The organism is Pontibacter virosus (assembly GCF_003096355.1).
Taxonomy (GTDB): Bacteria; Bacteroidota; Bacteroidia; order Cytophagales; family Hymenobacteraceae; genus Pontibacter; species Pontibacter virosus.
The window spans coordinates 135403-157598 of the sequence record NZ_QEKI01000003.1 but is presented as its reverse complement, the minus strand read 5'-3'; the positions used below and the strand labels follow the sequence as shown (position 1 = coordinate 157598).

Genomic DNA, 22196 nt, shown 5'->3' with positions numbered 1-22196 from the left:
CTTGTACCGACAGGCACAAACCATAGCGGCCAGAGTCCGCCAAATAGCGCACATTCGCGGGACGCGAGCGAGAGAAAAGTCCCTCTAGGGGGTAGCCACCGACAAGGAAGGGGGGCAGGGGGATGACAATCGCGCATAATGGACACCCCTATAATCCCCTCAAGGGGAAAGTTGTGGAGAATACATCGACTATACCTTCAAGGTGACAGTTGAAATATAACGATAAACGAAAGGAGCACTTATGTTTAGTTTATTGCGCAGTATGTGGCTCACGTTTCTGCATGCGTTTCACAAGCGGGAAACCATCCAGTATCCGGAGCAAAAGGCCATTCTCCCGACGCGTTGGCGGGGCCGCATTGTGTTGTCGCGTGACCCGGATGGGGGTGAGCGCTGCGTGGCCTGCAACCTCTGCGCCGCTGCATGCCCCGTGGACTGCATCGCTCTGCAGGCCACCGAAGACCCAACCGGCCGACGCTATCCCGAGTTCTTCCGCATTAACTTTTCGCGCTGCATTTTCTGCGGCTTCTGCGAAGAAGCCTGCCCGACTTACGCCATCCAACTCATTCCTGATTTTGAGATGGGCGAGTACAATCGCCAGAACCTTGTCTACGAGAAAGAAGACCTTCTCATCAACGGGCAGGGCAAGTACCATGGCTACAACTACTACAAGGTAGCGGGCTTGGCCATCGGCGGAAAAGGAAAGGGCGAAGCCGAGAACGAAGCACCTCCAGTTGATATCAAAAGTTTACTCCCATAGCCTATGGAACTGACATTTTATATAGCCGCAGCCGTCGCCGTGCTGGCCACTATCATGGTCATCACGCGCTACAACATGATTCATGCCCTGCTCTACCTCGTGGTGTCTTTTATGGCCGTCGCCGTGGTGTTCGTCACCATGGGTGCCCCCTTCATGGCCGCGCTCGAAGTCATCGTGTATGCCGGGGCCATCGTAGTACTCATCATTTTCGTGATTATGATGCTCAGCCTCACCCGCGAAGATGTGGAACAGGAAAAAGCTTGGCTCCAGCCTAAACTCTGGGTCGGCCCTGCCCTCCTCTCTTTCGTCTTGCTCGCTGAACTGGTATACCTGTTGGTCATCGCCGACATGCCAGCCGCGCCTGCCGTTGCCGGTAGCTACGTCGATGCACGGGCTGTCGGGTTAGCGCTGTACGGTCCTTATGTGCTGGGCGTGCAACTCTCCGGTATTCTGTTGATGGCAGGTATCGTCGGGGCGTACCATTTGGGTAGACAGAAGAAGAAAGTCATCCATCGCTTCCTGCAGGAAAAGGAACCGCAAAAAGAAAGGAGCGCCGTGCTATGAGTGCTATACCTATGGAAACCGGTTTATTGCTGGCGGGCGTGCTCTTCATGCTCGGGCTAATCAGTGTGATGATTCGCCGAAACATCATTTTCATGCTCATCTCGGTGGAGATAATGCTGAATGCCGCCGGGCTGGCCTTTATCGTGGCGGGCAGCCACTGGGCGCAGCCGGACGGACAGATCATGTTCATCTTCATCCTCACGATGGCCGCCGCCGAAGTGTCGGTTGGTCTGGCCCTGATACTGCAGATTCATCACCAGCTGAAGACGCTCAACAGCGACGCGGCTAACTTTATGAAAGGATAACGCTATGGGAGAATTACTCTGGTTAATCCCCGCCCTGCCCTTTGCCGGCGCCCTTTTGCTGGTGCTCTTCGGCAACCGCATTTCACGTGCGCTGGTCTCGACCATTGGGGTCGGGAGCGTGGGCATTTCGGCCGCTGTTACGCTGGTACTGGGTATAGAATACCTCAGCTCCCGACCGGCTTTTATTCGGCAGGAAGTCTGGCAGTGGTTTGATGTGGCGGGCTTCAGTCCCTCCATTGCTTTCCACCTCGACGCGCTCTCGATGGTCTTCATTTTCGTCATCACTTTCGTCGGGTTTCTGATTCACATCTACTCCACTGAGTACATGGCCGAAGACAAGGATTATTCCCGCTTCTTTGCCTGCATGAACCTCTTCGTAGGCTCGATGCTGATGCTCGTGATGGCCGATAATTTACTCCTGCTATACTTGGGTTGGGAAGGCGTGGGCCTCTGCTCCTACCTGCTCATCGGCTTCTGGTACAAGGAGCCCGCCAACGTCTATGCGGCCCGAAAAGCCTTCATCATCACCCGCGTCGGTGACACGGCCATGGCCATCGGTTTGTTCATGCTCTTCCAGCACTTCGGCACCTTGCACATCCAAAGCATTTCCACGGAAGCGGCGCAGGTATGGAGCATCGGAAACGAAACAGCACTGATTATTGCGCTGCTTTTGCTGGGCGGTGCGGTCGGAAAATCCGGTCAGTTGCCGTTGCAGACCTGGTTGCCCGATGCCATGGCAGGCCCGACACCCGTGAGTGCGCTCATACATGCCGCTACGATGGTGACGGCCGGTGTATACCTGATTGCCCGCATGCACGTGATTTTTGCGCTGTCGCCGGTGGCGATGATGGCCGTAGCGGTGATTGGCGCTGTTACTTTGCTGATTGCGGGTTTTGCGGCGCTCACCCAGTACGATATCAAACGGGTGCTCGCCTACTCCACCATCAGTCAAGTGGGCTACATGTTTCTGGCTTTGGGCGTAGGTGCCTGGTCATCGGGTGTATTCCACTTCATGATCCACGGCTTCTTCAAGGCGCTGCTTTTTCTTTGTGCCGGAGCCATTATTCTGGCGCTGCACCATGAACAGGACATGCGGAAGATGGGTGGCCTGAGCAAGAAACTGCCCGTTGTGTTCTATACCTTCCTGATAGGCGCCGCCTCGCTGGCGGCCTTTCCGCTGGTGTCGGCGGGATTCTATAGTAAGGACCAGATTCTGTGGCTACAACTGGCGGGTGAGAATGGCAACATCTGGCTATACCTGGCGGGCTTGCTAGGCGCATTCATCACGTCTATCTATACCTTCCGGATGGTCTTCCTCACCTTTTATGGTGAAGAGAAAACCCACGTCGGGCATAAACCGACGATGGCGATTACAGTGCCGCTGATTATACTAGCAGTTCTTTCTTTTGCCGGTGGTTTCATTGAGCTGCCGCACAATTTCGGGCACGTGGTACTGTTCTCCGACTTCCTTGCGCCTATCCTTCCGGCCGTAAGCGTGGTGCCGGATTTTGACCGGTTTGAGTGGATGTTGCAGCTGCTCGCGGCCGTGATATCGCTGGGCGGAATTTTCATTGCTTACCTCTTCTACTACAAAAAGCCCGAGCTTATCGAAAGCATACACCGTTCTGAATTTGCTATGGCCATTCACCATTTCTGGCACTCGGGTTGGGGCTTCGACCAGCTCTACGACGCACTGTTTGTGCGGCCTTATGTCTACCTATCGAAGGTGAATAAAAACGACTTTATCGATTCTTTCTATACTTTCCTCGCCAATGTGACGCAGGGACTGCACCAGCTCTTTTCCCAAACGCAAACCGGCATTATGCGCAATTATGTGGCGGGCATCGTGGTCGGGGCAATTATGATTCTAACCATAAGTCTACTGCTATGATACTGGTCTGGCTGATTGTGATACTGATGGTCGGCGGCGTGCTGGCCTGGATTTCCGGAAAAGTGAACCGCACCCTGCCGCGTTGGGTAGCCCTGGGCTCTGTGCTGGCTGTATTTGTGCTAACACTATATATTTGGATGAACCCTCTGGCGATCGTAATAGGCTCCAACCAATCAATGGGGCACACCTGGTACATGCGTTTTGACCAGCCCTGGATTCCGCAATGGGGCATTAGTTTTAGTCTGGCAGTTGACGGTCTGAGCGTACTTATGCTGCTGCTTACCTTTTTTATCGGGCTGCTTGCCGTGCTTATTTCGTGGCGGGAAATTCAGACCAAAGTCGCCTTTTTCCACTTCAATTTGCTGTGGGTGTTGGCAGGTATAACGGGCGTGTTCCTCACCATGGACCTTTTCCTGTTCTACTTTTTCTGGGAAGTCATGCTCATTCCGATGTATTTTTTGATTGGCATCTGGGGACATGAAAACCGCCGGTATGCCGCCTACAAATTCTTCATCTTCACGCAGGCTTCAGGCTTGCTGATGTTGCTGGCCATACTCGGACTCTATTTTATTCACGGTAACCAAACGGGCGTCTATACCTTTAGCTATTTCGAATTGCTGAACACTACGCTGGCACCGGAAGCAGCTCGCTTGCTGATGTTCGGTTTTTTGGCGGCATTTCTAGTAAAGCTACCGGTCGTGCCTTTCCACTCCTGGCTGCCCGACGCACACTCCGAAGCCCCAACGGCTGGTAGTGTGATTCTGGCTGGACTATTGCTCAAAACCGGTGCTTACGGACTGCTTCGCTTTGTGCTGCCACTCTTCCCGATGGCTACTGTGGAGTTCGCGCCTTGGGCCATGCTGCTGGGGGTGATCGGTATCATCTACGGAGCGATTCTGGCTTTCTCACAAACTGACCTCAAACGGCTGGTCGCCTATACCAGCGTGAGCCACATGGGCTTTGTGATACTGGGTGTATTCTCATTCAACGAATGGGCGCTGCAGGGCGTGGTCATGCAGATGATTACGCACGGCTTGAGCACCGGCGCTCTCTTCATCATCGCCGGCTTCCTCTACGAGCGCCTCCATACCCGCGACATACGACAGATGGGCGGCTTCTGGTCCACGGCTCCCAAGATGGGCGTCATCGCGCTCATCTTTGTCATGGCCTCGCTCGGTCTGCCCGGACTCGGCAACTTCATTGCAGAATTCCTGACCTTGGTTGGCTCGTGGCAAGCCAACAACTGGCTGACGGCTTTCGCGACCATCGGCTTGGTCATGGCCACGATTTACTCCCTGCGCATCATGCAGAAGATCTTCTTCGAAGCCAACCGCATGGAGCAACCGCTACCCGACCTAAACGCCCGCGAAATGCTGATTGCCATACCTATGGTCGTGATGATCCTGTGGCTCGGTCTCTATCCGCAACCAATCCTCGACACTGCGAGACCCAGCATACAGGAGCAACTGCAGGCCTATACCGAACCTCTAATAGAACAGGCGCCTATTGCACGCATGGATAGAATTGAAATGGAGGCCATTCCTGAAAAGACATTTGGCACGAAAAAGCCAAAAGAAGCGAAGCCATCTTCATATCTACAAATTTTCAAATCTTCAAATTGACAAGCCATGACCTTGACTGATTTCCAACACCTCATGCCCTTGCTCATCCTCACCTTTGCGGTGCTGGTGTCCATGCTGGTGATAGCCGTGGGGCGCAACCACAAAATCATGTACGTGATCACGGCCGTATCTTTTTTAGCGGCTTTTGCTTCGCTGTTTGAATTGCGGGACGTGGGACGCTATACCATCGAGCCGCTGCTTGTCATGGACGGTTTCGGCGTGTTTTACATCGGCATGATTCTGCTTACGGCCCTGCTCATCAGCATGCTGTCCTACGCCTACTTTGAGCAACGGGAAGAACGTAAGGAGGAGTATTACCTCCTGCTCCTGCTGGCTACCATCGGGTCCTGTGTGCTCGTCATCAGCACCCATTTCGCCTCACTGTTTTTAGGTCTGGAAATTCTCAGCGTTTCGCTCTATGCCCTCATCGCTTATCTGCGCACCCGTGAACGCTCGGACGAAGCAGGTATAAAATACTTGATCCTGGCTGCTTTCTCCTCTGCTTTTCTTCTCTTTGGAATGGCGCTGGTTTACGCCAGCACCGGCACCATGGAATTTGCAGGTATAGCCGCTGCTATCGCAGGCTTTACCGAACTACCGCTGCTGTTACTTACCGGCTTCGGGTTGATGATCGTCGGTATTGGGTTTAAGCTGAGTGTCGTGCCTTTTCACATGTGGGCACCGGATGTATATGAAGGCGCTCCGGCACCAGTGACCGCTTTCATCGCCACCGTTTCAAAAGGCGGTGTGCTGGGTGTGCTGATTCGCTTTTTCATGGAAGTAGACGGTTTCCGCTACCCTACCCTTGTGCTGATCTTCACCATCGTCGCCATCGCTTCTATGCTGGCAGGTAACCTACTGGCTTTGCTGCAGCGAAATGTCAAACGCATCCTCGCTTACTCTTCTATCGCACACCTTGGCTATTTGCTGGTGGCTTTTCTGGCCGGCAACCAGATGGGTGTAGAAGCGGTGACTTTCTACCTCGTGGCCTATTTCATCACGACTGTCGGGGCTTTTGGTGTAGTCGCGATGCTTTCCGATAAGGAGCGCGATGCCGAGCAATTGGAAGATTACCGGGCCCTGCTCTGGCGCAGACCCTGGACTGCGGCAGTCTTCACGGCTATGCTGCTCTCGCTGGCAGGTATACCGCTCACAGCGGGTTTTGTCGGTAAGTTTTACATTCTGGCTGCCGGTGTCAACACGCAGCTCTGGCTACTGGTAGTTATGCTGGCGCTCAACAGCGTGATCGGCCTCTTCTACTACATCCGCATTGTGGCTGTCATGTTCCAGCAGCCTGAAGCGGAAACACAAGTCGAGCCGCGCGGCAAACTGCGGCCTTCCATCTATGTGGCGAGTGTGGGTACGCTGACAATATTAGCATTGCTGCTGGTTTACATAGGTGTATACCCTTCAGGTCTGTTGCAAGTGATACAGGGGCTACTTGTAACAGCTGCGCCCTAGAATGGCATATTGGAATAAACAGTAAAGCCCTTCTGACAAGGAGGGCTTTACTGTTTATGAATATTTTTAAGGCTGAACAAAAAGGTCCGGCCTTAAATACATTGATATTGTCCTATCCCATCAACTCCCGCCTCAGTATATGCAAGACAACAAAGATTTAAGCAATTAAATCACGATGAATAAACTTTAAATAATCAAATATAATATTTACTTATTTACAAATATATACGTACTTAAAAGATAGCCTCCTTGTTAGCTAACTATTGACTTCTAACCTCTATGAATGATGAAAGCTGTACTACTCATGCTGCTGTTGTTTGCGTTCAACAGTGGACACAGCCAATCTAAAAATCAATCACTATACCGTGTACAGGTTACCACACATAATGGGCTACAGTTGGTTGGTGTACTTACACATTTAGGGGATTCTGCGCTGCAATTTGTGCCCTTGACACAGTTTAACAGGAGACAACTGATTGGGGAACCCGTGCTTCATTCCTACCCCGTTAAGGAAATTTTCTTGCTTAAGATTCGAAAAAATGGAGCCGTTGCACGCACTGCCCTTATTAGTGGCGTCATAGGATTCGCAGCTGGGTCATTATTAGGCTGGATAACGTACGAAGACCCCTGCGCATCTTCCACTAGTAGCTGGGGCTGTTTGGATGTTTTGGGCAAGTCAGGTACGATAGCGGCTGTTGGCATTTCAGGAGCTACAGTCGGTGCTGTTATAGGAGCCTTGGCAGGATCTGGCAATACACGGTACTACTTGCGCGGTGACTTCGAAAATTACCGACAAATGCGAAGTGAGTTGTCTCAGTATGTATACTCACTGCCAATTGCCGATCAGCGATAGCCGACTACAACAAAAAGGATATGAGTTCCAAGAAAAACAAGGGTTTCAAAATAGTGCCCTATCGTCCTGAACATGAACAGGCGCTCTTGGAGATCGAGCGTATGTCGCCGCAGGGATTTATGGTGAAACTTGAGATCGTGCGTTCGGAGTTTCTGAGCCGGGCGGCGCTTTTTGAAGACTATATTGCCTTTGTCGCCGTAGATGCTCAAGATAAGGTGTTGGCGGGCGTAACCGCAGCGCAGGCTCCTATTCGCGTTAACGGAGCGCTGCAACAGACAGGATTCGGTTTTGATGTGCTGGTCGACCCTGCAGTCCGGAACAGGGGCATCGGGCAAGATCTGGCTACTTGTCTGCGTAAGCGTTTTTTTGAACCCAAGGGGTTGACACGCCAATTCACCACATTGCGGGCGGGCAACCTCACCATGCTGCATCTGATCTCAAAATCCTATCGCAAAACCTTCCTGTACGAATTCCTATACCTGACCTTTCCGACTGCACGCACCATGCGGGTTGAAAATGCCGCTATCGGAGAGCCTATTTTTAGCGTTTCGCTCCTGTCGGACAGCGATAGACTGAGTGACTATTATGAGGTGACGGACAGTGGGCTCGGATTGTGGCACACGCATCAGATATACCAACTCAAAGTGAAGTCCGTGAGCCCCGTGTTGAGTGGCGGACTATGGCTCGGGAACCGGTTTGTCCGGACGAACAAGTATGTGCCTTTGGTTGGATCTGTGCTGAAAACGACAACCATTTATAATCTGACTCAGGACAACATCCACACATTGCCAGAGGTCTCACTCCAACTTTACAAGCAAGGTATCAATTACATGCAGATTTGCTGCCAGCCCAGCGATGCGGTGTACCATGCACTGCAGAAAAGTGCCCTCAACGCATTTAGTCATTATATCGTGAGCACTAAGGAACTCAAGCCAGACGAGCCGCTCACGCTCGACGTCCGCTGTCTATGACATTTCCCCTATCTTTGTCGGCAGAACCACACGCTGCCAACCACATGAAACGCATACTGTTGACATTGCTTACTACGCTCAGCTTTTGGCTGACTGCCCTGGGACAGCAACAGCCGGATAGCATACGCGTTACCTTCCGGTTACACGCCACCACGCTACCAGACTCGCAGCGCGTATACCTGAGTGGCAGTACGTCTGAGCTTGGCAATTGGCAGCCTGGCCAAGTGGCACTGCAGCATGTGGGCGGACAGGTATGGGAAAAGACGCTATACCTGAAAGAGGCATCTGTTGCTTACAAATTCACGCTGGGCTCCTGGGAAACCGAAGCCACAGACGCGCAGGGCAATCCACTGCCTAATTTCAGTCTGCAACTTCAGGGTGACACTACAGTGCAGCATGAATTAAAGCATTGGCTGAAAAAGGAAGAGCGAAAGATCACTGGCGGTATTACGGGCACAGTGATCTACCATCGTAACCTGACAGCCGACAGTCTGAAGCCCCGCGACCTGATCGTTTGGTTGCCGCCGGGCTACGAAAAAACAAGCAAGCGGTACCCCGTGCTCTACATGCACGACGGCCAGAATGTGTTCGACCCTGCCACCAGTTCTTTTGGTGTGGATTGGCGCATCGACGAAATAGCCGACAGTCTGATACGCAGTAAGCAAATGGACCCTGCCATCATTGTGGGTATATACAACACCCCAGACCGCATGGAAGAGTATGTGCCGGGTGCTAAAGGACGTGCTTACATGGACTTTGTAGTTAATACAGTCAAGCCTCTCATCGATCAGCATTACCGCACCAGGCCAGGTGCGAAACATACCTTAACAGGTGGCTCTTCGGCTGGTGGCATCATGGCCTTCATGCTGGCCTGGGAATATCCGCAGGTGTTCAGCAAGGCCATCTGCATGTCGCCCGCCTTCAAGATCATGCACATCGATTATGTGAAAAACGTGCAGGCCTACACAGGCAAAAAGAAGAAGCTAAAACTATACATCGACAACGGCGGCATTGACCTCGAAGCACGCCTGCAGCCGGGTATAGACGAAATGCTCGCAGCCCTGCAGCAAAAAGGCTATCGCGAAGGCAAGGATTATATCTGGATACTGGACAAAGAAGCTCAACACAACGAGGCGGCTTGGGCGAAACGAATACCTAAAGCGCTCAAATTTATGCTCGGGAAGTAAGATTGTAATGGAACGAATTAGAACATTATATAAATATTGTAAAACCTATATATTTACAGAGCAGCAACGCACCTCCTGCTTATAACCAATAAACAATCAATTTATACCCTCACTGTTCTTTAAGGGATATTTCAGGCCAAAAATATTTCCACAAAAGCCGTTTTGTCGACTTAAAAACTATTGTAGCAGCTGGCATCCTATTGCATTTTTCCTTACCTTGAAACACAATTCACCCTCGGTTTTCAGGTTATAACAGATAGGTATAAGAAAGGAGCACGCTATGAAACAGCAATTTATTAAGTACGGATGGGTATTGGTCGCCCCCCTGTTGGTTTTACAATTCACAGGTGAGAACAGCCTCAAGCTTAACGCCACGCCAAACGAGCGCAACGACCGGGCTTTTGAAACCAACAGGCAGATTTTTACCTCCCCTGCCCTGCCTGATGCCATTACCTTTGCAGGCGAGCCAGTGCCGTTGCACGTGCCGGATGTAGCCGAGCGCCTCGACCGTGAATTGCTGGCCAACTCCTACCTGCATACCAGCACCTTGCTGGCCCTCAAGCGCATGCAGCGCTACGTGCCTGAAATCAAACAGATGCTGAAGGAGAATGATATACCGGAGGATTTCGTATACCTGGCCCTTGCCGAAAGTCTGCTGAGCCATGTAACCTCACCGGCCGGCGCCTCTGGTTTCTGGCAGTTGATGCCCGACACGGCCCGCGGTTACGGTATGGTAGTGAACGGCGAAATAGACGAGCGCTATCACATTCAGAAATCCACCCTGGCGGCATGCCGCTACCTCAAAACTGCCAAAGCCAAGTTCGGCAACTGGACCAATGCTGCTGCCTCTTATAACCGTGGCATGGCAGGTATAGAACGCGCCATGAAACAGCAGGGTGTAACCGATTACTACGACCTTTACCTGAACGACGAGACATCCCGCTACATGTTCCGCATCCTGGCATTAAAAGAAATCTTGGGCAATCCGCAGAAATACGGCTTCGACCTGGCTGTAGAGCATGGCTATAAGCCACTTCCTAGCAAACCGCTCACCGTTTCCAACACCATTAGTGACCTGCCCGCTTTCGCCCTGGAGCAAGGCATCAATTACAAAACGCTGCGCCTTTACAACCCCTGGATCAGAGGGTATAAGTTGACGGTGCCAGAAGGCAAGGAGTATGTGCTGCAACTGCCGATGTAATTTTAGTAGACAAAGGAATTTTTGTCAAGTGGTAAATCGGTTCATTTAGTTGCATTTCAAAATTCCTGAGAGGTATAGCGACAGGCTCTATACCTTAAAACTAGAAAAGGGAGCGGCAGAAACATCTGTCGCTCCCTTGCTGTATAACGGGACATGAGCCGTGCATTTGTAAAAGAAGACGACGCGGGCGAAGCGCCCATCATTCCGCCCCGGGCTGCCCTGCCTGCCGGGGTCCCTAACTATGTTCGTCCGCAGGGACTGGAAAAACTGCGTGCCGAGCTGGAGGAAATGGAAGCCGAACGCAGCCAGGTTGAAGCCAATCGCGAAAACGAGGCCGACCGCACCCGCCAACTTACCATCCTCAATGGCAAACTCAGCGCCCTGAACGGAAGAATAGCCAGTGCCAGAGTAATCGATCCGCTAGAGCAAACCACCGACGAAGTTAGATTCGGCGCCACCGTCAAGCTGCGCACCATCAGCGGCGGCAAACCCGGCACTATCCGAAAATTCACCATTGTGGGCGTAGACGAAGCGGATGTGATGCAGGGACTAATCGGTTTTGTAGCGCCTATCGCACAGGCTGTGACAGGTGCTAAAGTCGGACAGAAACTGCACCTGAAATTAGGCCGTGTGGAAGAGGAAGTGGAGGTAGTGGAAATTGGGTATAGCTGAGACTCAGAAAACTAAAAATGTCATTTCGAACGCATTGAGAAATCTGGAGAGGAATAGAATTTTCAGTTCAGATTTCTCACTGCGCTCGAAATGACATTAATGATGTTTTGTGCTCTTAATGCTGATGCCCCTGCGGCGCTCTAGCTGGCGTTTCAGCTTCAACGGCAGCCGAACTCTGCCCTCTTCTATACGTTTCCTCCGTTTCACCGCAGGCCAGCATCGCCTCCCCGAAGTAGGGGTTGCGAATATCTTTTAACTCACTCAGCCAGAAAGCTCCTTTATCGCCGAGCGCCATCGGGCAGGACTGGATATAGGCTATTTCATGTTGTATACCGAACACCTTCACCGCCTCAATCACATGGTCGGATAAAGGTGAAAACGCGGCACGCTGTTTTTCTAAATCGCGGCTTTTCTGAATAGCCTCGGCATTAGACTTGAGCGTTGGCAGCAGGGCCATCCATTGATCGTGCAGCTTGCCGTCGAGTTCGTTCATGTTCACTTCGCCCAGTTTCATCGCAAAAGTCCCCGCTGCCTGACGTGCCGCAGGTATATCCGATGCTACCAACGCATTTTTCAAGGTATAGTACAGGTCTACCAGTTCGGTCAGTTGCTTTTGGAAAGCCTCAGGTGCTTTTGGTCCACCCACCGGTGGAGGTGACATCATGCTGTAGTTCCCGCGCAGTTGGGCCGCGCCGTCCACGGCAAACACGCCATTGGTCACTACTTCCTCACCTGATTGCAGACCAGACTCCACCACATACCGATCGCCCATGCGAGGGCCCAATGTGACTTCGCGCATCTCAAATGCGGGCATCTCCTCTCCTGCTACTTTCACATATACCACCGATCGTTTGCCGGTCCACAGCACGGCGCTGCTTGGCACCGACAGCGACTGTGCTTTGGCTCCTGTCGACGTCTTTATGCGCGCATTGGCGAACATACCCGGCTTCAGCTGATTACCCGGATTCTGCACTTCGGCCCGTACCTCGATGGCACGGGTTGTCGGATCGAGCACAGGGGTAATAAAGGCTACTTTGGCTGTGAACTCTCTGCCCGGTATACCCGGCACCGTAAACGTGATATTACCGCCTTTCTTGATCCACGACATATCCGCCTCGTAGGCGTCCAGCACCACCCATACCGACGACAGGTTGGCTACTTCGAAGAGTGCAGAGCCTGTCGTAACGTAATCTCCGGTACTCACTAATCGCTCCGTTACCACACCAGCGGCATCTGAGTAGATGTCGAAATTGGTAATGATGTCCGAAGCGTTTTCAATGCGTTTGATTTGGGCGTCAGACAGCTTCCAGAGCTTGAGTTTGGCCCTGGCTGCTTCGTAGAGTTCCGGCATCAAATCTTCGGCGCGTACGGCTTCCTGCAACTCGCGCTGGGCAGTGATCAGTTCGGGAGAGTAAAGTGAAGCCAACCGCTCGCCGCGGCTCACTTCCTGTCCAGTAAAGTTCACGTATAGCCGTTCGATACGACCCGGAAACTTAGCCGTGATGGAAGAAACCTGCTGTTCGTTTAACGCCACCCGTCCCGATAGTGTCAGTTCGTTTTCCGGGTCGACCATCTCAAGTTTCGTCGTTTGTATATTGGAAAGTGCGATGGCTTCCGGTGTCATCTCGAGCACATAGCGGCTCGTTTTGCTACCACTTCCGCTGTTGCTCACAGGAATGAGGTCCATGCCACAGAGCGGGCATTTGCCGGGTCCTTCCTGTCTGATCTGCGGGTGCATGGAGCAGGTATACTCGGTGGCACCCGCTACCTCGCCGGCATGCTCGTGTTTCTGCTCTGAACCTCTGCCGCCAAACAGCAGCCAGCCCAGCAGCAATCCGCCCAAGGCTACGAGTATGTAGGTTCCAATTCTTTTATTTCTAGCTGTCATGTCTTTTATGCTTATGACTGTTGATCTTCTGATTTTCTATGATTTTGTAGTTTGGTGAACTATTGGCCTCCCCTGCCCCCTACATAGGATACTATTCTGCACGAGAATTCCCCTCTGGGGAAAGGGCCCTTCGAAAAAGAGAGGGGCAGGTATGTATTATAGCTAAGGCCTAACCTCCGAGGGTAGGGGCCCTCTGTTTCTACCAAGTTCCTTTTAGGATGAAAGAAAGAAATTGGTACACCCATCATCCCTAATTATCCCCCTGCATCATGCGGTTGATGGCAGACACAGCAATGTTTTGGTCGGTGATGGCCTGTACCTGCTGTCGCCTGTAGTTGAGCAGAGACTGGCGCTGGCGTATGATATCGTCTATACCTGTTCCTGTCACGGAGTAGTTCGTAGTGAGCAGACGGAGGGCTTGTTCCGTCAGTGCAACCTGATCCTTGATCAGGTTTATCCGGCTTACTGCGCTTTGGTATTGATAGAGCAAATTCTCCAACTCTGTAAACAGCTCGCGCTCCGTCGCTTCCTTCTGATAGGTCGCTGCCTGTTGAGAGAATTCCGCTTCCTTTTTCGCCGCATTGTATTTTTTACGGTAAATGGGCAGCGTCAGGGTCACCATTGGCATCACCATATTCTCACCGCCCATGGTCATCTGCGTAGCTTCATCAGTGCGCGGGTTGAAGATCATGTAGTTCAGCCCTACTCCGAACATTGGCCGGCCCATCAACTGCGCCATGCGCAATTGCGATTCACGAGCCTTTTCGTCCCACTCGTACATTTTGAGCATTGGGTGGTTTGCACGGATGGAATCTTCAATCAGGGATAGGGTAGCTGGCAAGGGCACAGGCAAAAGGGTATCAGCTGAAAACACCGTCATACTTGGTCGGCGACGCAGCAGTTGGTTAAACTGTGCTTGCAGCGGACGACGGGCTTCGTGGTGAATCTGCATCTGGTTTTCGAGTTCTTTCAACTGCAGGCGGATCAGCATCACATCGACCATAGAAGAACCGCCGGAGCTGCCCATGCTCGACATGCTACTGCCGCTAGCCGGCATGCTGCCTCCGCTAGCGGAACCAGAAGCCGCTCCCCCACCGGAGCCGCCCATACCTGCCATACCGGAGCCACCGCTACCAGCAGCGCCTGCTGTGCCACCTGCCCCACTGGTCGTGCTACGAGCAGGTGTTGCGGCACCCGAACTGCCACCAGCAGGTGCCGAGGTATACTTCGCCAATGCCAGCCGTTCGAGCAACTTCATAATTTCCACTTCCCGCTCCATCAGGATAGATTCCTGATCGTTCAGGTAGAGTTGGTACCAAACGGTGCGCACCTCGTGGTACAGGTTGATCTTCGCCTCGATAAAGGATGCGAATTTCATCTGCGCCATGTAGTTCGCTTCGTCTTTAGCCGCCTTGTTAGAGCCAAACCAGGGAAACATCTGCATCACGGAAACATCGCCCACCTGATTACCCATGAAGCGCATCATCGGCTGCAAAAAGAAGTTAAATGAAACTTCCGGATCGGGCAGCGCCCCCACTTGCGGTGCACGCTGCAGGGCGGCCTGATACTCTGCGTAACGGGCTTTTAGTGTGGGGCTGTTTTCGCCTGCCTCCACCAGGTATTCTTCCAGGGTTTGTGCCTGCACCAGGGGCATAGCCCCTAGCATCAGAATGATGAATGCCAGTATCTTTTTCATACGGTATCTTTTTTGATTTTGAGTTCTTCGCGCCAGCTGTACAGCACCGGCACGATCAGCAAAGTGATCAGGGCTACGAACATACCTCCAAAAGAAGGGATCGCCATCGGGATCATAATGTCAGAGCCCCGTCCGGAAGACGTGAGCACCGGCAAGAGCGCCAGCAAGGTGGTGGCAGTGGTCATCAGGCAAGGACGCACGCGGCGTATACCTGCCTCCATTACCGCATCACGCACCTCGGCTCTCGTCTGCGGTGTGCTTCGCTCAAAGCTTTGCTTCAGGTAGGTACCCATTACCACACCGTCGTCCGTTGCGATACCGAACAGGGCGATAAAGCCCACCCACACAGCCACACTTAGATTAAACGTGCGCATCTGGAAAAGCTCCCGCATGTTGGTATCCCCGAAAGAGAAGTTCATAAACCAGTCCTGGCTATAGAGCCACAGCATCATAAAGCCCCCGGCAAAAGCCATGGCGATCGCCGTGAAAATAAAGAAAGTGGTACTAACCGAGCGGAACTGGAAGTACAGGATCAGGAAGATGATCAGCAAGCTGAGCGGCACGATAAAGGCCAGTCGCTGCTCGGCACGCACCTGGTTTTCGTAGTTGCCCGAGAACTTGTAGCTCACGCCTGCCGGCACTACCAGCTCGCCTGAAGTGATCTTCTCCTGCAGGTAGCGCTGCGCATCTTCCACCACGGTTACCTCTGCAAAGCCCTCCCGTTTGTCGAGCAGCACATAGCCGGTCAGGAAGGAGTCTTCGCCGCGGATCATCATAGGGCCCGGACGGAATTCCACCTTGGCAATGGCTGCCAGTGGAATTTGCCCTCCTTGCGGATTGGAGATCATAATGCGGCTCACGGATTCCGGATCGGTGCGGTACTCCCGGGCGTAGCGTGCCCGGATAGAATAGCGCTCACGGCCTTCGACCGTTGTGGTCAGCGCCATGCCGCCCATCGCTACTTCGATGTACTCCTGCACGTCGGCCACATTGAGTCCATAACGGCCCATGGCGCGTCTATCCAGGTTGATCTCCATGTACGGCTTGCCCAGGGAGCGGTCTGCAAAAACCGCCTCCGGCTTTACCGAGGGCACCTCTTTGAGCAGTCGCTCCATCTGCATGCTAAAGTCCTCGATGGTCTGCAGATCAGGTCCGTATACCTTCACACCCATCGGCGCGCGCATACCTGTCTGCAGCATCACCAGTCGAGTCTCGATCGGTTGCAGTTTAGGCGCGGAAGTCACGCCCGGCAGTTCGGCTACTTCCACAATCTCGTTCCAGATATCATCCGGCGTCCGGATGTGGTCGCGCCACTGACGGAAGTACTCGCCCCGCTTGTCTTCGATCAGATTTCCTTTTTCGTCACGCACGAAGTTGCCGTCGTCATCAACCTTAAAGCGCACCTTATACCCGTTTTCATCCGTGATGTATTCTGATTTGTACTGGATCACGTTCTCGTACATCGACATCGGGGCCGGGTCCAACGCCGTCTCGGCACGACCGGCTTTGCCGACCACCATCTCCACTTCAGGTATAGCCGTGATGAGCATGTCCAGTTGCTGCAGGTAGCGTTTGTTCGCTTCCACACCGGTGTGCGGCATGGACGTTGGCATGAGCAGGAAAGCCCCTTCGTCGAGTGACGGCATAAACTCCTTGCCCATTCCCGGGAAAGTATGCACCATACTGCTCCATGGTGAGGTAGTGCGCACGTTCCAGCCCACTTTATCAAAGCCCGTCGCTATCCAGCCAAAAACCCCGTTAAAGCCGACCCAGATGTTCAGACCCAGCAGCATGATGAAGGCCGGAATCAGCAGAAAGGTCCCTTTGTTAGCCAAACACCAGGCCAGTACACGTGGATATACCTTAATGAAGAGCGAAAACAGCCCCAGTACCAGTCCGATGACCAGCAGAATAAAGATAAAGTTGACAAAGTAACTCACCGACACGCCCAACGGCACCCACTCCGTAGCCAGCAGCCACGACACAGCCAGCACGGCTATGGCAACCGTCACCAGGCTGTGGTGGCGACCAAAGCGCTCCGGCTGGTAAATGTTAAGCAGGTTATTGGCCGCGATCAGGATGAGTGTTATACCTGCCAGCGGCAAGATGAACAAGCCTGCTATACCTAAGCCTACCAAGACCCAATTCAGAATTTTGCTCCAGGCCACGTTGCGCGACTTCAGGCCGAAAACCACATGCGCAAAGGCCGGCATGAACACGAGCGTGAACACAAGCGATGCCACCAGTGCAAAGGTCTTGGTATAGGCCAGCGGACCAAACAGCTTGCCCTCCGCAGCCTCCAGCGTGAACACCGGCAGGAACGAGACTACAGTGGTTGAAACGGCCGTCAGGATGGCGGTGGCTACTTCAGAGGTAGCATTGTAGACTGTCCTGCCCAGCGATTGACCAGGCGGAGCTTCATCCATGTGCCGCAGGATGTTCTCGTTGAGAATGATCCCCAGGTCGACCATGGTACCGATGGCAATGGCTATACCTGACAGGGCCACGATGTTGGCGTCCACCCCAAAGTACTTCATCAGAATGAAGGTCATCAGCACCGCCAAAGGCAGGAGCGCAGAAATCAACAGCGAGGCCCGCAGGTTGTAGACCATCACAATGATCACGATGATGGTGATCAGGATCTGCAAAATAATGGCGGTGTTAAGCGTGCCGAGCGTTTCGTTGATCAGCTGCGTGCGGTCATAGAAAGGCACCACGGTAACTTTGGAAACACGCCCGTCGGCCAGTTTTTTGGACGGCAGACCAGCGGCGATATCGTCCAGCTTTGCTTTCACGTTGTTGATCACGGCCAGCGGATTGTCGCCATACCTGGCAATCACCACACCGCCCACAGCCTCGGCACCGCTCTTGTCGAGCACGCCCAGCATGGAGCGATCGGCAGGTCCGATATTCACCCGACCGATATCCCGAATTCGGATCGGCACGTTGTTGGCCACCCGCACAGTCGCGTCTTCAATGTCGCTGATTTCCTTAACATAGCCCAGACCGCGCACCAAGTACTCCACCTGGTTAATCTCGACGGTGCTGGCACCTACCTCCTGGTTACTGGCTTTAAGCGCGTTCATCACCTCCATCATGGAGACGTTGTTGGCTTTCATCGCCACCGGGTCGAGGTCTACCTGGTACTCTTTGATATACCCGCCCACAGACGCCACTTCGGCCACTCCCTGCGCTCCGGACAAGGCGTATTTCACATAAAAGTCCTGGATGCTTCGGAGTTCGTGGAGGTCCCAGCCGCCGGCCGGATTGCCCTCTTCATCGCGGCCCTCCAGGGTATACCAGTATACCTGCCCCAACGCCGTGGCGTCAGGCCCCAGCTTTGGGGTCGTCTCGGCAGGCAGCAGATCGGCTGGCAGGGAATTGAGTTTTTCAAGGATGCGTGAGCGGCTCCAGTAGTACTCCACGTCGTCCTCAAAAATGACATAGATGCTCGAGAAGCCGAACATGGACGTGGAGCGAATGGTCTTCACCCCCGGCATACCTAGCAGAGAGGTCGTCAAAGGATAGGTGATCTGGTCCTCCACATCCTGCGGCGAGCGGCCCATCCACTCGGTAAAAATGATTTGCTGGTTTTCGCCAATGTCAGGTATGGCGTCCACCGGAACCGGGTCACGGGGCAGGAAGTTCACGTTCCAGTTGAACGGCGCTACGATGATACCCCAGCCCACAACAAGGAGCAGTAGCAGGACGGTTACCAGCTTCTGTTCCAGAAAGAATTTAATAATGCTGTTTAACATGCTTTGTTCGATTGAATGCAGAAAAGAATGGCGCTTCCCAAAAGGAAAAGCCAATAGCTATACCTGACCATTAAGGCCCGGTATCATCGAAAAAGCAGATTTATATTAAGAAGGATTGCACCAGAACGGGGATGTCCTGTGCCAGCATTGGCGGTGCGTAGTCCGGCACATGCGAATAGGCCGGAGCGTAGATTTCAAAGATGGCAGACCACACCGCCGTGAAAGCAGCGATAAAGGTCATATCCGAAACGGACAGTTTGAAAGTCGGGCTGAGTTGCTGCTCGTCTTCTACTTCCAACACAATCGTCTGATCCTGGCAGCAGTCATCTTCCATGGCCGGTTTGTGGCAGTCCGGCAGGTTTTCGCGCTGCTTCTCCATTTCGCAGTCGGCACTGTGCGAGAAGAAAACCGTTGCCATTACCTCACCCGCGCACAAGTGTTGCGTGATCGTCATCCCCAACGAGGAGAAAACAACCAGCAAGGCCAGTGTCAAAGTCAGTATGGTGCGAATCAGTTTCAAACTCAGGTGTGTCTCTTAAAAACGAAGATACAGTTTCTTTTACAAAAGTAGGCAGGAAAAGCCGGAGGTACTTACAGATTTTGTATTAAAACTTACAAAAAACGACAGAAGCCCTCCGATATGCGCTATAACGCTCTTAACGCACGACATGATTCACTTCTGGCACAACTAAATATTCATGCAAAGACGTATAGTACTATAGTAAGATAATCACTTTAGAAAGAAGATGACAAATATAGAACAGGAAGAAAAAGGACGTGTGCGGGAAAGCACACCTGACAATCTAAATGAGCGGGTAGACAGCTCTATCCGGCAGAGTATTGCCCGCTACAAAGGCCGCAGTCACGGCGAAATATCAGAGCGCATCCGCGAGCTCGACCAGGAATGGAGCATTGAGCGGACCTTGGAAGTAAATGCATCTACCCTCGCCTTGTCCGGTACTTTACTGGGTGCCTTTGTCAACAAGCGCTGGTTCATTTTGCCGGGCATTGTCAGTACATTTCTGCTGCAGCACGGTCTGCAGGGCTGGTGCCCTCCCCTGCCTATCATGCGGTCGCTCGGCATCCGTAGCCGACGCGAAATAGACGAGGAACGTTATGCCCTCAAGGCGCTGCGTGGCGATTTCGATGACATATCACCTAAAAGCTCTCCCACAGAAATACTCGATACCGTACGGACTACTTAGGCGTTATTTTCAGAAAAGTGATATTCGTCATCTTCTGACAGGTCGAAAACATGGATCTTTGCTTTTTTCCATGTTATGCGTCAAAAACCTGTTTCTATACCTGTCGTTCTCTGGCTCATCAGTGGCATTGTGCTGGTGGTGGCCATGGTCATCATTGGGGGTATCACCCGCCTGACCGGCTCCGGACTTTCGATCACGGAGTGGAATCTGATCTCAGGCACCCTGCCTCCGCTTTCTGAATCAGATTGGCTTGTCATGTTCGAGAAGTACAAGCAGTTTCCGGAGTACCAGAAGCTGAACTTCGGCATGACGCTTTCAGGCTTCAAGCAGATCTTCATGTGGGAGTACCTGCACCGCCTGCTGGGTCGCTTCATCGGCATCGTCTTTATAGTACCTTTCCTTTATTTCCTGTACCGCAAAATGCTGGCCACCTGGCTGGTAAAGCGCCTGATCTTTATCCTGCTACTGGGTATGGCGCAGGGCGTAATGGGTTGGGTAATGGTGATGAGCGGCCTGAGCGAAATGCCACACGTGAGCCACTACCGGCTGGCTGCACACCTCTCGCTTGCCTTGCTGCTGGTGGGGGTTATCCTCTGGACGGTAGCTGACCTGGTGGCCCCTGTTGCGCACAAGTCTGCAGCAAAACGACCTGCCTATACCTTGTCGTGGCTGGTACTGGGCGCTATCCTGGTGCAGATCATACTCGGGGCTTTTGTGGCTGGTCTGAAATCGGGCTTCTCCTACAATACCTGGCCATTGATGCAGGGTGAGTTCCTCCCGGGTGTACTCAGTGGCATTTCCGTTTCAGAATTTTTTGATAACGGCGTGGCTGTCCAGTTTATGCACCGCTGGTTCGCTTTTGTAGCGCTTGCCGGCATCGTGCTGCTGTGGTACCAGGTGAAGCAACAGGTGGCAAGGCGCCGGACGCAACAAATTGCCAACTTGCTGCTGCTGACAGGTATAGCCCAGGTACTGTTGGGCATCTTTACCCTCGTACTGGTTGTGCCGATCAGCCTGGGTGTGCTGCACCAGCTGGTAGCCGTATTCCTGTTTTCCCTGTCTGTGCTGACCGTACACCAACTACGCCAGTCTGAGCCGGTGAAAGCAGGCTATGTTGCCTCTCCTTACCGTAAACACGCTTAGGTCTATCGCTATAAGTTCGCTAAACGCTACCAGAACAAGGGCTCGCCTCTTCCTGTTGGAGCTTTGGCAAGTGGACGCAAGGTATAGGCTAAACCTATTTCGTTTGTAGAGCGGCTGATGGAGCGGGCCTCTTTGATGGGGCTCTCGTAGGCGTAGGTGATGCGGAATTGACGGTAGTGCAGACCGGCTGCCACGTGAAAGGCCCGGTCGTTGCGATAGCCTCCGCCTGCCCACAGCAGGTCGTCGTATACCAGCTTTACCTGTCCTTCAATGGTGCCTTTCAACTGTTCGTCGTACTGGTAAAGGCCGTTGACGATCAACCCGAACTGGTCGGTCATGGCGGTACGGAAACCGGCTTGCCCAATGTGCTTACGGGTATACACGTCTTTCATGAAATTGTGCTCACTCTTCATAAAATGACCTTTGGTAATGTCCTGCATGGCATAGCCGAGGTAGTAATTGGCAGAGGCCAGGGCAAAACCGAGATTCAGGTCAAACTTGCTCATGCTGTTCTGGTTACCCTGCACATGCTGGAAGCGTGGGTCACCCGTATTGTCGACCACCAGGCTATTGCCGTCGAGCCGGAAGTTGTTGAAGGTAAAGGCGGTACCAAACCGCAGGCTCAGCGACTGCGAAAGACGCACGCCGGTGCCGTAGTTCAGGCCCAGCTGCGTTTCCCTCGTCGGACCAAAGCGCTCCTGCAGCGCTACAATACCAAACGCATGACGGGCGCCCATGTAATTGCTGCGTGAGTCGCGGTATTGGTAGTGGCGGGTGCGGTCTGTCGCCTTATTCATATCAGCCATATCCAACTCCCCAGAAAACAAAAGTGTTTTGGGCGCATCCTCAAAGCCCGTCCACTGGTTGCGGTAATAGGTCCGGAGCATGGAGCCCTCGCTGCCGGTGAGGGCAGGATTATAGAAATGCTGGTATGCCGAAAAATTGCTGATATACTTGCGGTTCTGCGCCTGCAGTCCCGTGATAGTCAATAGAAATAGTGCTGTTACTAATAATCTGTTCAT

The 22196-nt window shown here is 52.9% G+C and carries 17 protein-coding genes; 12 read left to right on the top strand and 5 right to left on the bottom strand.

The window, feature by feature from the left end:
• Nucleotides 1-241 precede the first annotated feature (241 nt).
• The 10 genes from nuoI (at nt 242) to C8E01_RS05895 (ending at nt 11484) form a co-directional block, all read left to right on the top strand.
• Entirely contained in the window at nt 242-757 is a 516-nt protein-coding gene (gene nuoI, locus C8E01_RS05945) for an NADH-quinone oxidoreductase subunit NuoI (protein WP_116542445.1), read from the top strand.
• A 3-nt stretch (nt 758-760) separates the two neighbouring features.
• The gene (gene nuoJ / locus C8E01_RS05940) at nt 761-1321 is read left to right on the top strand and encodes an NADH-quinone oxidoreductase subunit J (protein WP_116542444.1); all 561 of its coding nucleotides are present in this window, start codon (nt 761-763) and stop codon (nt 1319-1321) included.
• Between the two features lie 11 nt (nt 1322-1332).
• Complete coding sequence (nuoK, locus tag C8E01_RS05935; protein ID WP_018477630.1) at nt 1333-1626, top strand: NADH-quinone oxidoreductase subunit NuoK; 294 nt, start codon at nt 1333-1335, stop codon at nt 1624-1626.
• Nucleotides 1627-1630: 4 nt separating this feature from the next.
• A complete protein-coding gene (nuoL, locus tag C8E01_RS05930; protein ID WP_116542443.1) occupies nt 1631-3517 on the top strand; it encodes an NADH-quinone oxidoreductase subunit L in 1887 nt (628 codons plus the stop codon).
• Nucleotides 3514-5139, top strand: a complete 1626-nt coding sequence (gene nuoM / locus C8E01_RS05925) for an NADH-quinone oxidoreductase subunit M (RefSeq protein WP_243409447.1) — start codon at nt 3514-3516, stop codon at nt 5137-5139. The genes nuoL and nuoM overlap by 4 nt, the downstream gene beginning before the upstream one ends.
• Before the next feature lie 6 nt (nt 5140-5145).
• Complete coding sequence (locus C8E01_RS05920; RefSeq protein ID WP_116542442.1) at nt 5146-6600, top strand: NADH-quinone oxidoreductase subunit N; 1455 nt, start codon at nt 5146-5148, stop codon at nt 6598-6600.
• A gap of 873 nt (nt 6601-7473) precedes the next feature.
• Nucleotides 7474-8424 carry a GNAT family N-acetyltransferase gene (locus tag C8E01_RS05910; RefSeq protein ID WP_116542440.1) on the top strand — a complete coding sequence of 317 codons (951 nt, stop codon included), beginning with the start codon at nt 7474-7476 and terminating at the stop codon, nt 8422-8424.
• A 44-nt stretch (nt 8425-8468) separates the two neighbouring features.
• Complete coding sequence (locus C8E01_RS05905; RefSeq protein WP_116542439.1) at nt 8469-9611, top strand: alpha/beta hydrolase-fold protein; 1143 nt, start codon at nt 8469-8471, stop codon at nt 9609-9611.
• A gap of 280 nt (nt 9612-9891) precedes the next feature.
• Nucleotides 9892-10812, top strand: coding sequence for a lytic transglycosylase domain-containing protein (locus C8E01_RS05900; protein WP_116542438.1), 921 nt, complete (start codon nt 9892-9894; stop codon nt 10810-10812).
• Between the two features lie 153 nt (nt 10813-10965).
• Nucleotides 10966-11484 carry a GreA/GreB family elongation factor gene (locus C8E01_RS05895; protein ID WP_116542437.1) on the top strand — a complete coding sequence of 173 codons (519 nt, stop codon included), beginning with the start codon at nt 10966-10968 and terminating at the stop codon, nt 11482-11484.
• Nucleotides 11485-11599: 115 nt separating this feature from the next.
• Here C8E01_RS05895 and C8E01_RS05890 read toward each other — a convergent pair whose 3' ends face one another.
• The 4 genes from C8E01_RS05890 to C8E01_RS05875 all read right to left on the bottom strand — a co-directional run bounded on the left by C8E01_RS05890 (nt 11600) and on the right by C8E01_RS05875 (nt 19346).
• A complete protein-coding gene (locus tag C8E01_RS05890; RefSeq protein WP_116542436.1) occupies nt 11600-13372 on the bottom strand; it encodes an efflux RND transporter periplasmic adaptor subunit in 1773 nt (590 codons plus the stop codon).
• Between the two features lie 250 nt (nt 13373-13622).
• Nucleotides 13623-15068, bottom strand: a complete 1446-nt coding sequence (locus tag C8E01_RS05885; RefSeq protein ID WP_116542435.1) for a TolC family protein — start codon at nt 15066-15068, stop codon at nt 13623-13625.
• On the bottom strand, nt 15065-18826 hold the full coding sequence (locus tag C8E01_RS05880) for an efflux RND transporter permease subunit (RefSeq protein ID WP_116542678.1): 3762 nt from the start codon (nt 18824-18826) through the stop codon (nt 15065-15067). The genes C8E01_RS05885 and C8E01_RS05880 overlap by 4 nt, the downstream gene beginning before the upstream one ends.
• Before the next feature lie 100 nt (nt 18827-18926).
• Nucleotides 18927-19346 carry an HYC_CC_PP family protein gene (locus tag C8E01_RS05875; protein WP_116542434.1) on the bottom strand — a complete coding sequence of 140 codons (420 nt, stop codon included), beginning with the start codon at nt 19344-19346 and terminating at the stop codon, nt 18927-18929.
• 226 nt (nt 19347-19572) lie between these two features.
• Here C8E01_RS05875 and C8E01_RS05870 point away from each other — a divergent pair, with 226 nt between their 5' ends.
• Together C8E01_RS05870 and C8E01_RS05865 are read left to right on the top strand one after the other, a co-directional pair.
• On the top strand, nt 19573-20031 hold the full coding sequence (locus C8E01_RS05870; protein ID WP_116542433.1) for a DUF2892 domain-containing protein: 459 nt from the start codon (nt 19573-19575) through the stop codon (nt 20029-20031).
• 75 nt (nt 20032-20106) lie between these two features.
• The gene (locus tag C8E01_RS05865; protein WP_116542432.1) at nt 20107-21174 is read left to right on the top strand and encodes a COX15/CtaA family protein; all 1068 of its coding nucleotides are present in this window, start codon (nt 20107-20109) and stop codon (nt 21172-21174) included.
• 26 nt (nt 21175-21200) lie between these two features.
• Here the strand turns inward: C8E01_RS05865 and C8E01_RS05860 are convergent, their stop codons facing one another.
• A complete protein-coding gene (locus C8E01_RS05860) occupies nt 21201-22196 on the bottom strand; it encodes a PorP/SprF family type IX secretion system membrane protein (protein ID WP_116542431.1) in 996 nt (331 codons plus the stop codon).

What these genes read in the sequence shown, in the direction of transcription:
- nuoM (WP_243409447.1), top strand. Translation starts at nt 3,514, where the DNA reads ATGATACTGGTCTGGCTGATTGTGATACTGATGGTCGGCGGCGTGCTG.
- C8E01_RS05865 (WP_116542432.1), top strand. Translation starts at nt 20,107, where the DNA reads ATGCGTCAAAAACCTGTTTCTATACCTGTCGTTCTCTGGCTCATCAGT.
- C8E01_RS05890 (WP_116542436.1), bottom strand. Translation starts at nt 13,372, where the DNA reads ATGACAGCTAGAAATAAAAGAATTGGAACCTACATACTCGTAGCCTTG.
- C8E01_RS05880 (WP_116542678.1), bottom strand. Translation starts at nt 18,826, where the DNA reads ATGTTAAACAGCATTATTAAATTCTTTCTGGAACAGAAGCTGGTAACC.
- C8E01_RS05900 (WP_116542438.1), top strand. Translation starts at nt 9,892, where the DNA reads ATGAAACAGCAATTTATTAAGTACGGATGGGTATTGGTCGCCCCCCTG.
- nuoI (WP_116542445.1), top strand. Translation starts at nt 242, where the DNA reads ATGTTTAGTTTATTGCGCAGTATGTGGCTCACGTTTCTGCATGCGTTT.
- nuoK (WP_018477630.1), top strand. Translation starts at nt 1,333, where the DNA reads ATGGAAACCGGTTTATTGCTGGCGGGCGTGCTCTTCATGCTCGGGCTA.
- C8E01_RS05895 (WP_116542437.1), top strand. Translation starts at nt 10,966, where the DNA reads ATGAGCCGTGCATTTGTAAAAGAAGACGACGCGGGCGAAGCGCCCATC.
- nuoJ (WP_116542444.1), top strand. Translation starts at nt 761, where the DNA reads ATGGAACTGACATTTTATATAGCCGCAGCCGTCGCCGTGCTGGCCACT.
- C8E01_RS05920 (WP_116542442.1), top strand. Translation starts at nt 5,146, where the DNA reads ATGACCTTGACTGATTTCCAACACCTCATGCCCTTGCTCATCCTCACC.
- C8E01_RS05905 (WP_116542439.1), top strand. Translation starts at nt 8,469, where the DNA reads ATGAAACGCATACTGTTGACATTGCTTACTACGCTCAGCTTTTGGCTG.
- C8E01_RS05910 (WP_116542440.1), top strand. Translation starts at nt 7,474, where the DNA reads ATGAGTTCCAAGAAAAACAAGGGTTTCAAAATAGTGCCCTATCGTCCT.
- C8E01_RS05870 (WP_116542433.1), top strand. Translation starts at nt 19,573, where the DNA reads ATGACAAATATAGAACAGGAAGAAAAAGGACGTGTGCGGGAAAGCACA.
- nuoL (WP_116542443.1), top strand. Translation starts at nt 1,631, where the DNA reads ATGGGAGAATTACTCTGGTTAATCCCCGCCCTGCCCTTTGCCGGCGCC.
- C8E01_RS05885 (WP_116542435.1), bottom strand. Translation starts at nt 15,068, where the DNA reads ATGAAAAAGATACTGGCATTCATCATTCTGATGCTAGGGGCTATGCCC.
- C8E01_RS05860 (WP_116542431.1), bottom strand. Translation starts at nt 22,196, where the DNA reads ATGAACAGATTATTAGTAACAGCACTATTTCTATTGACTATCACGGGA.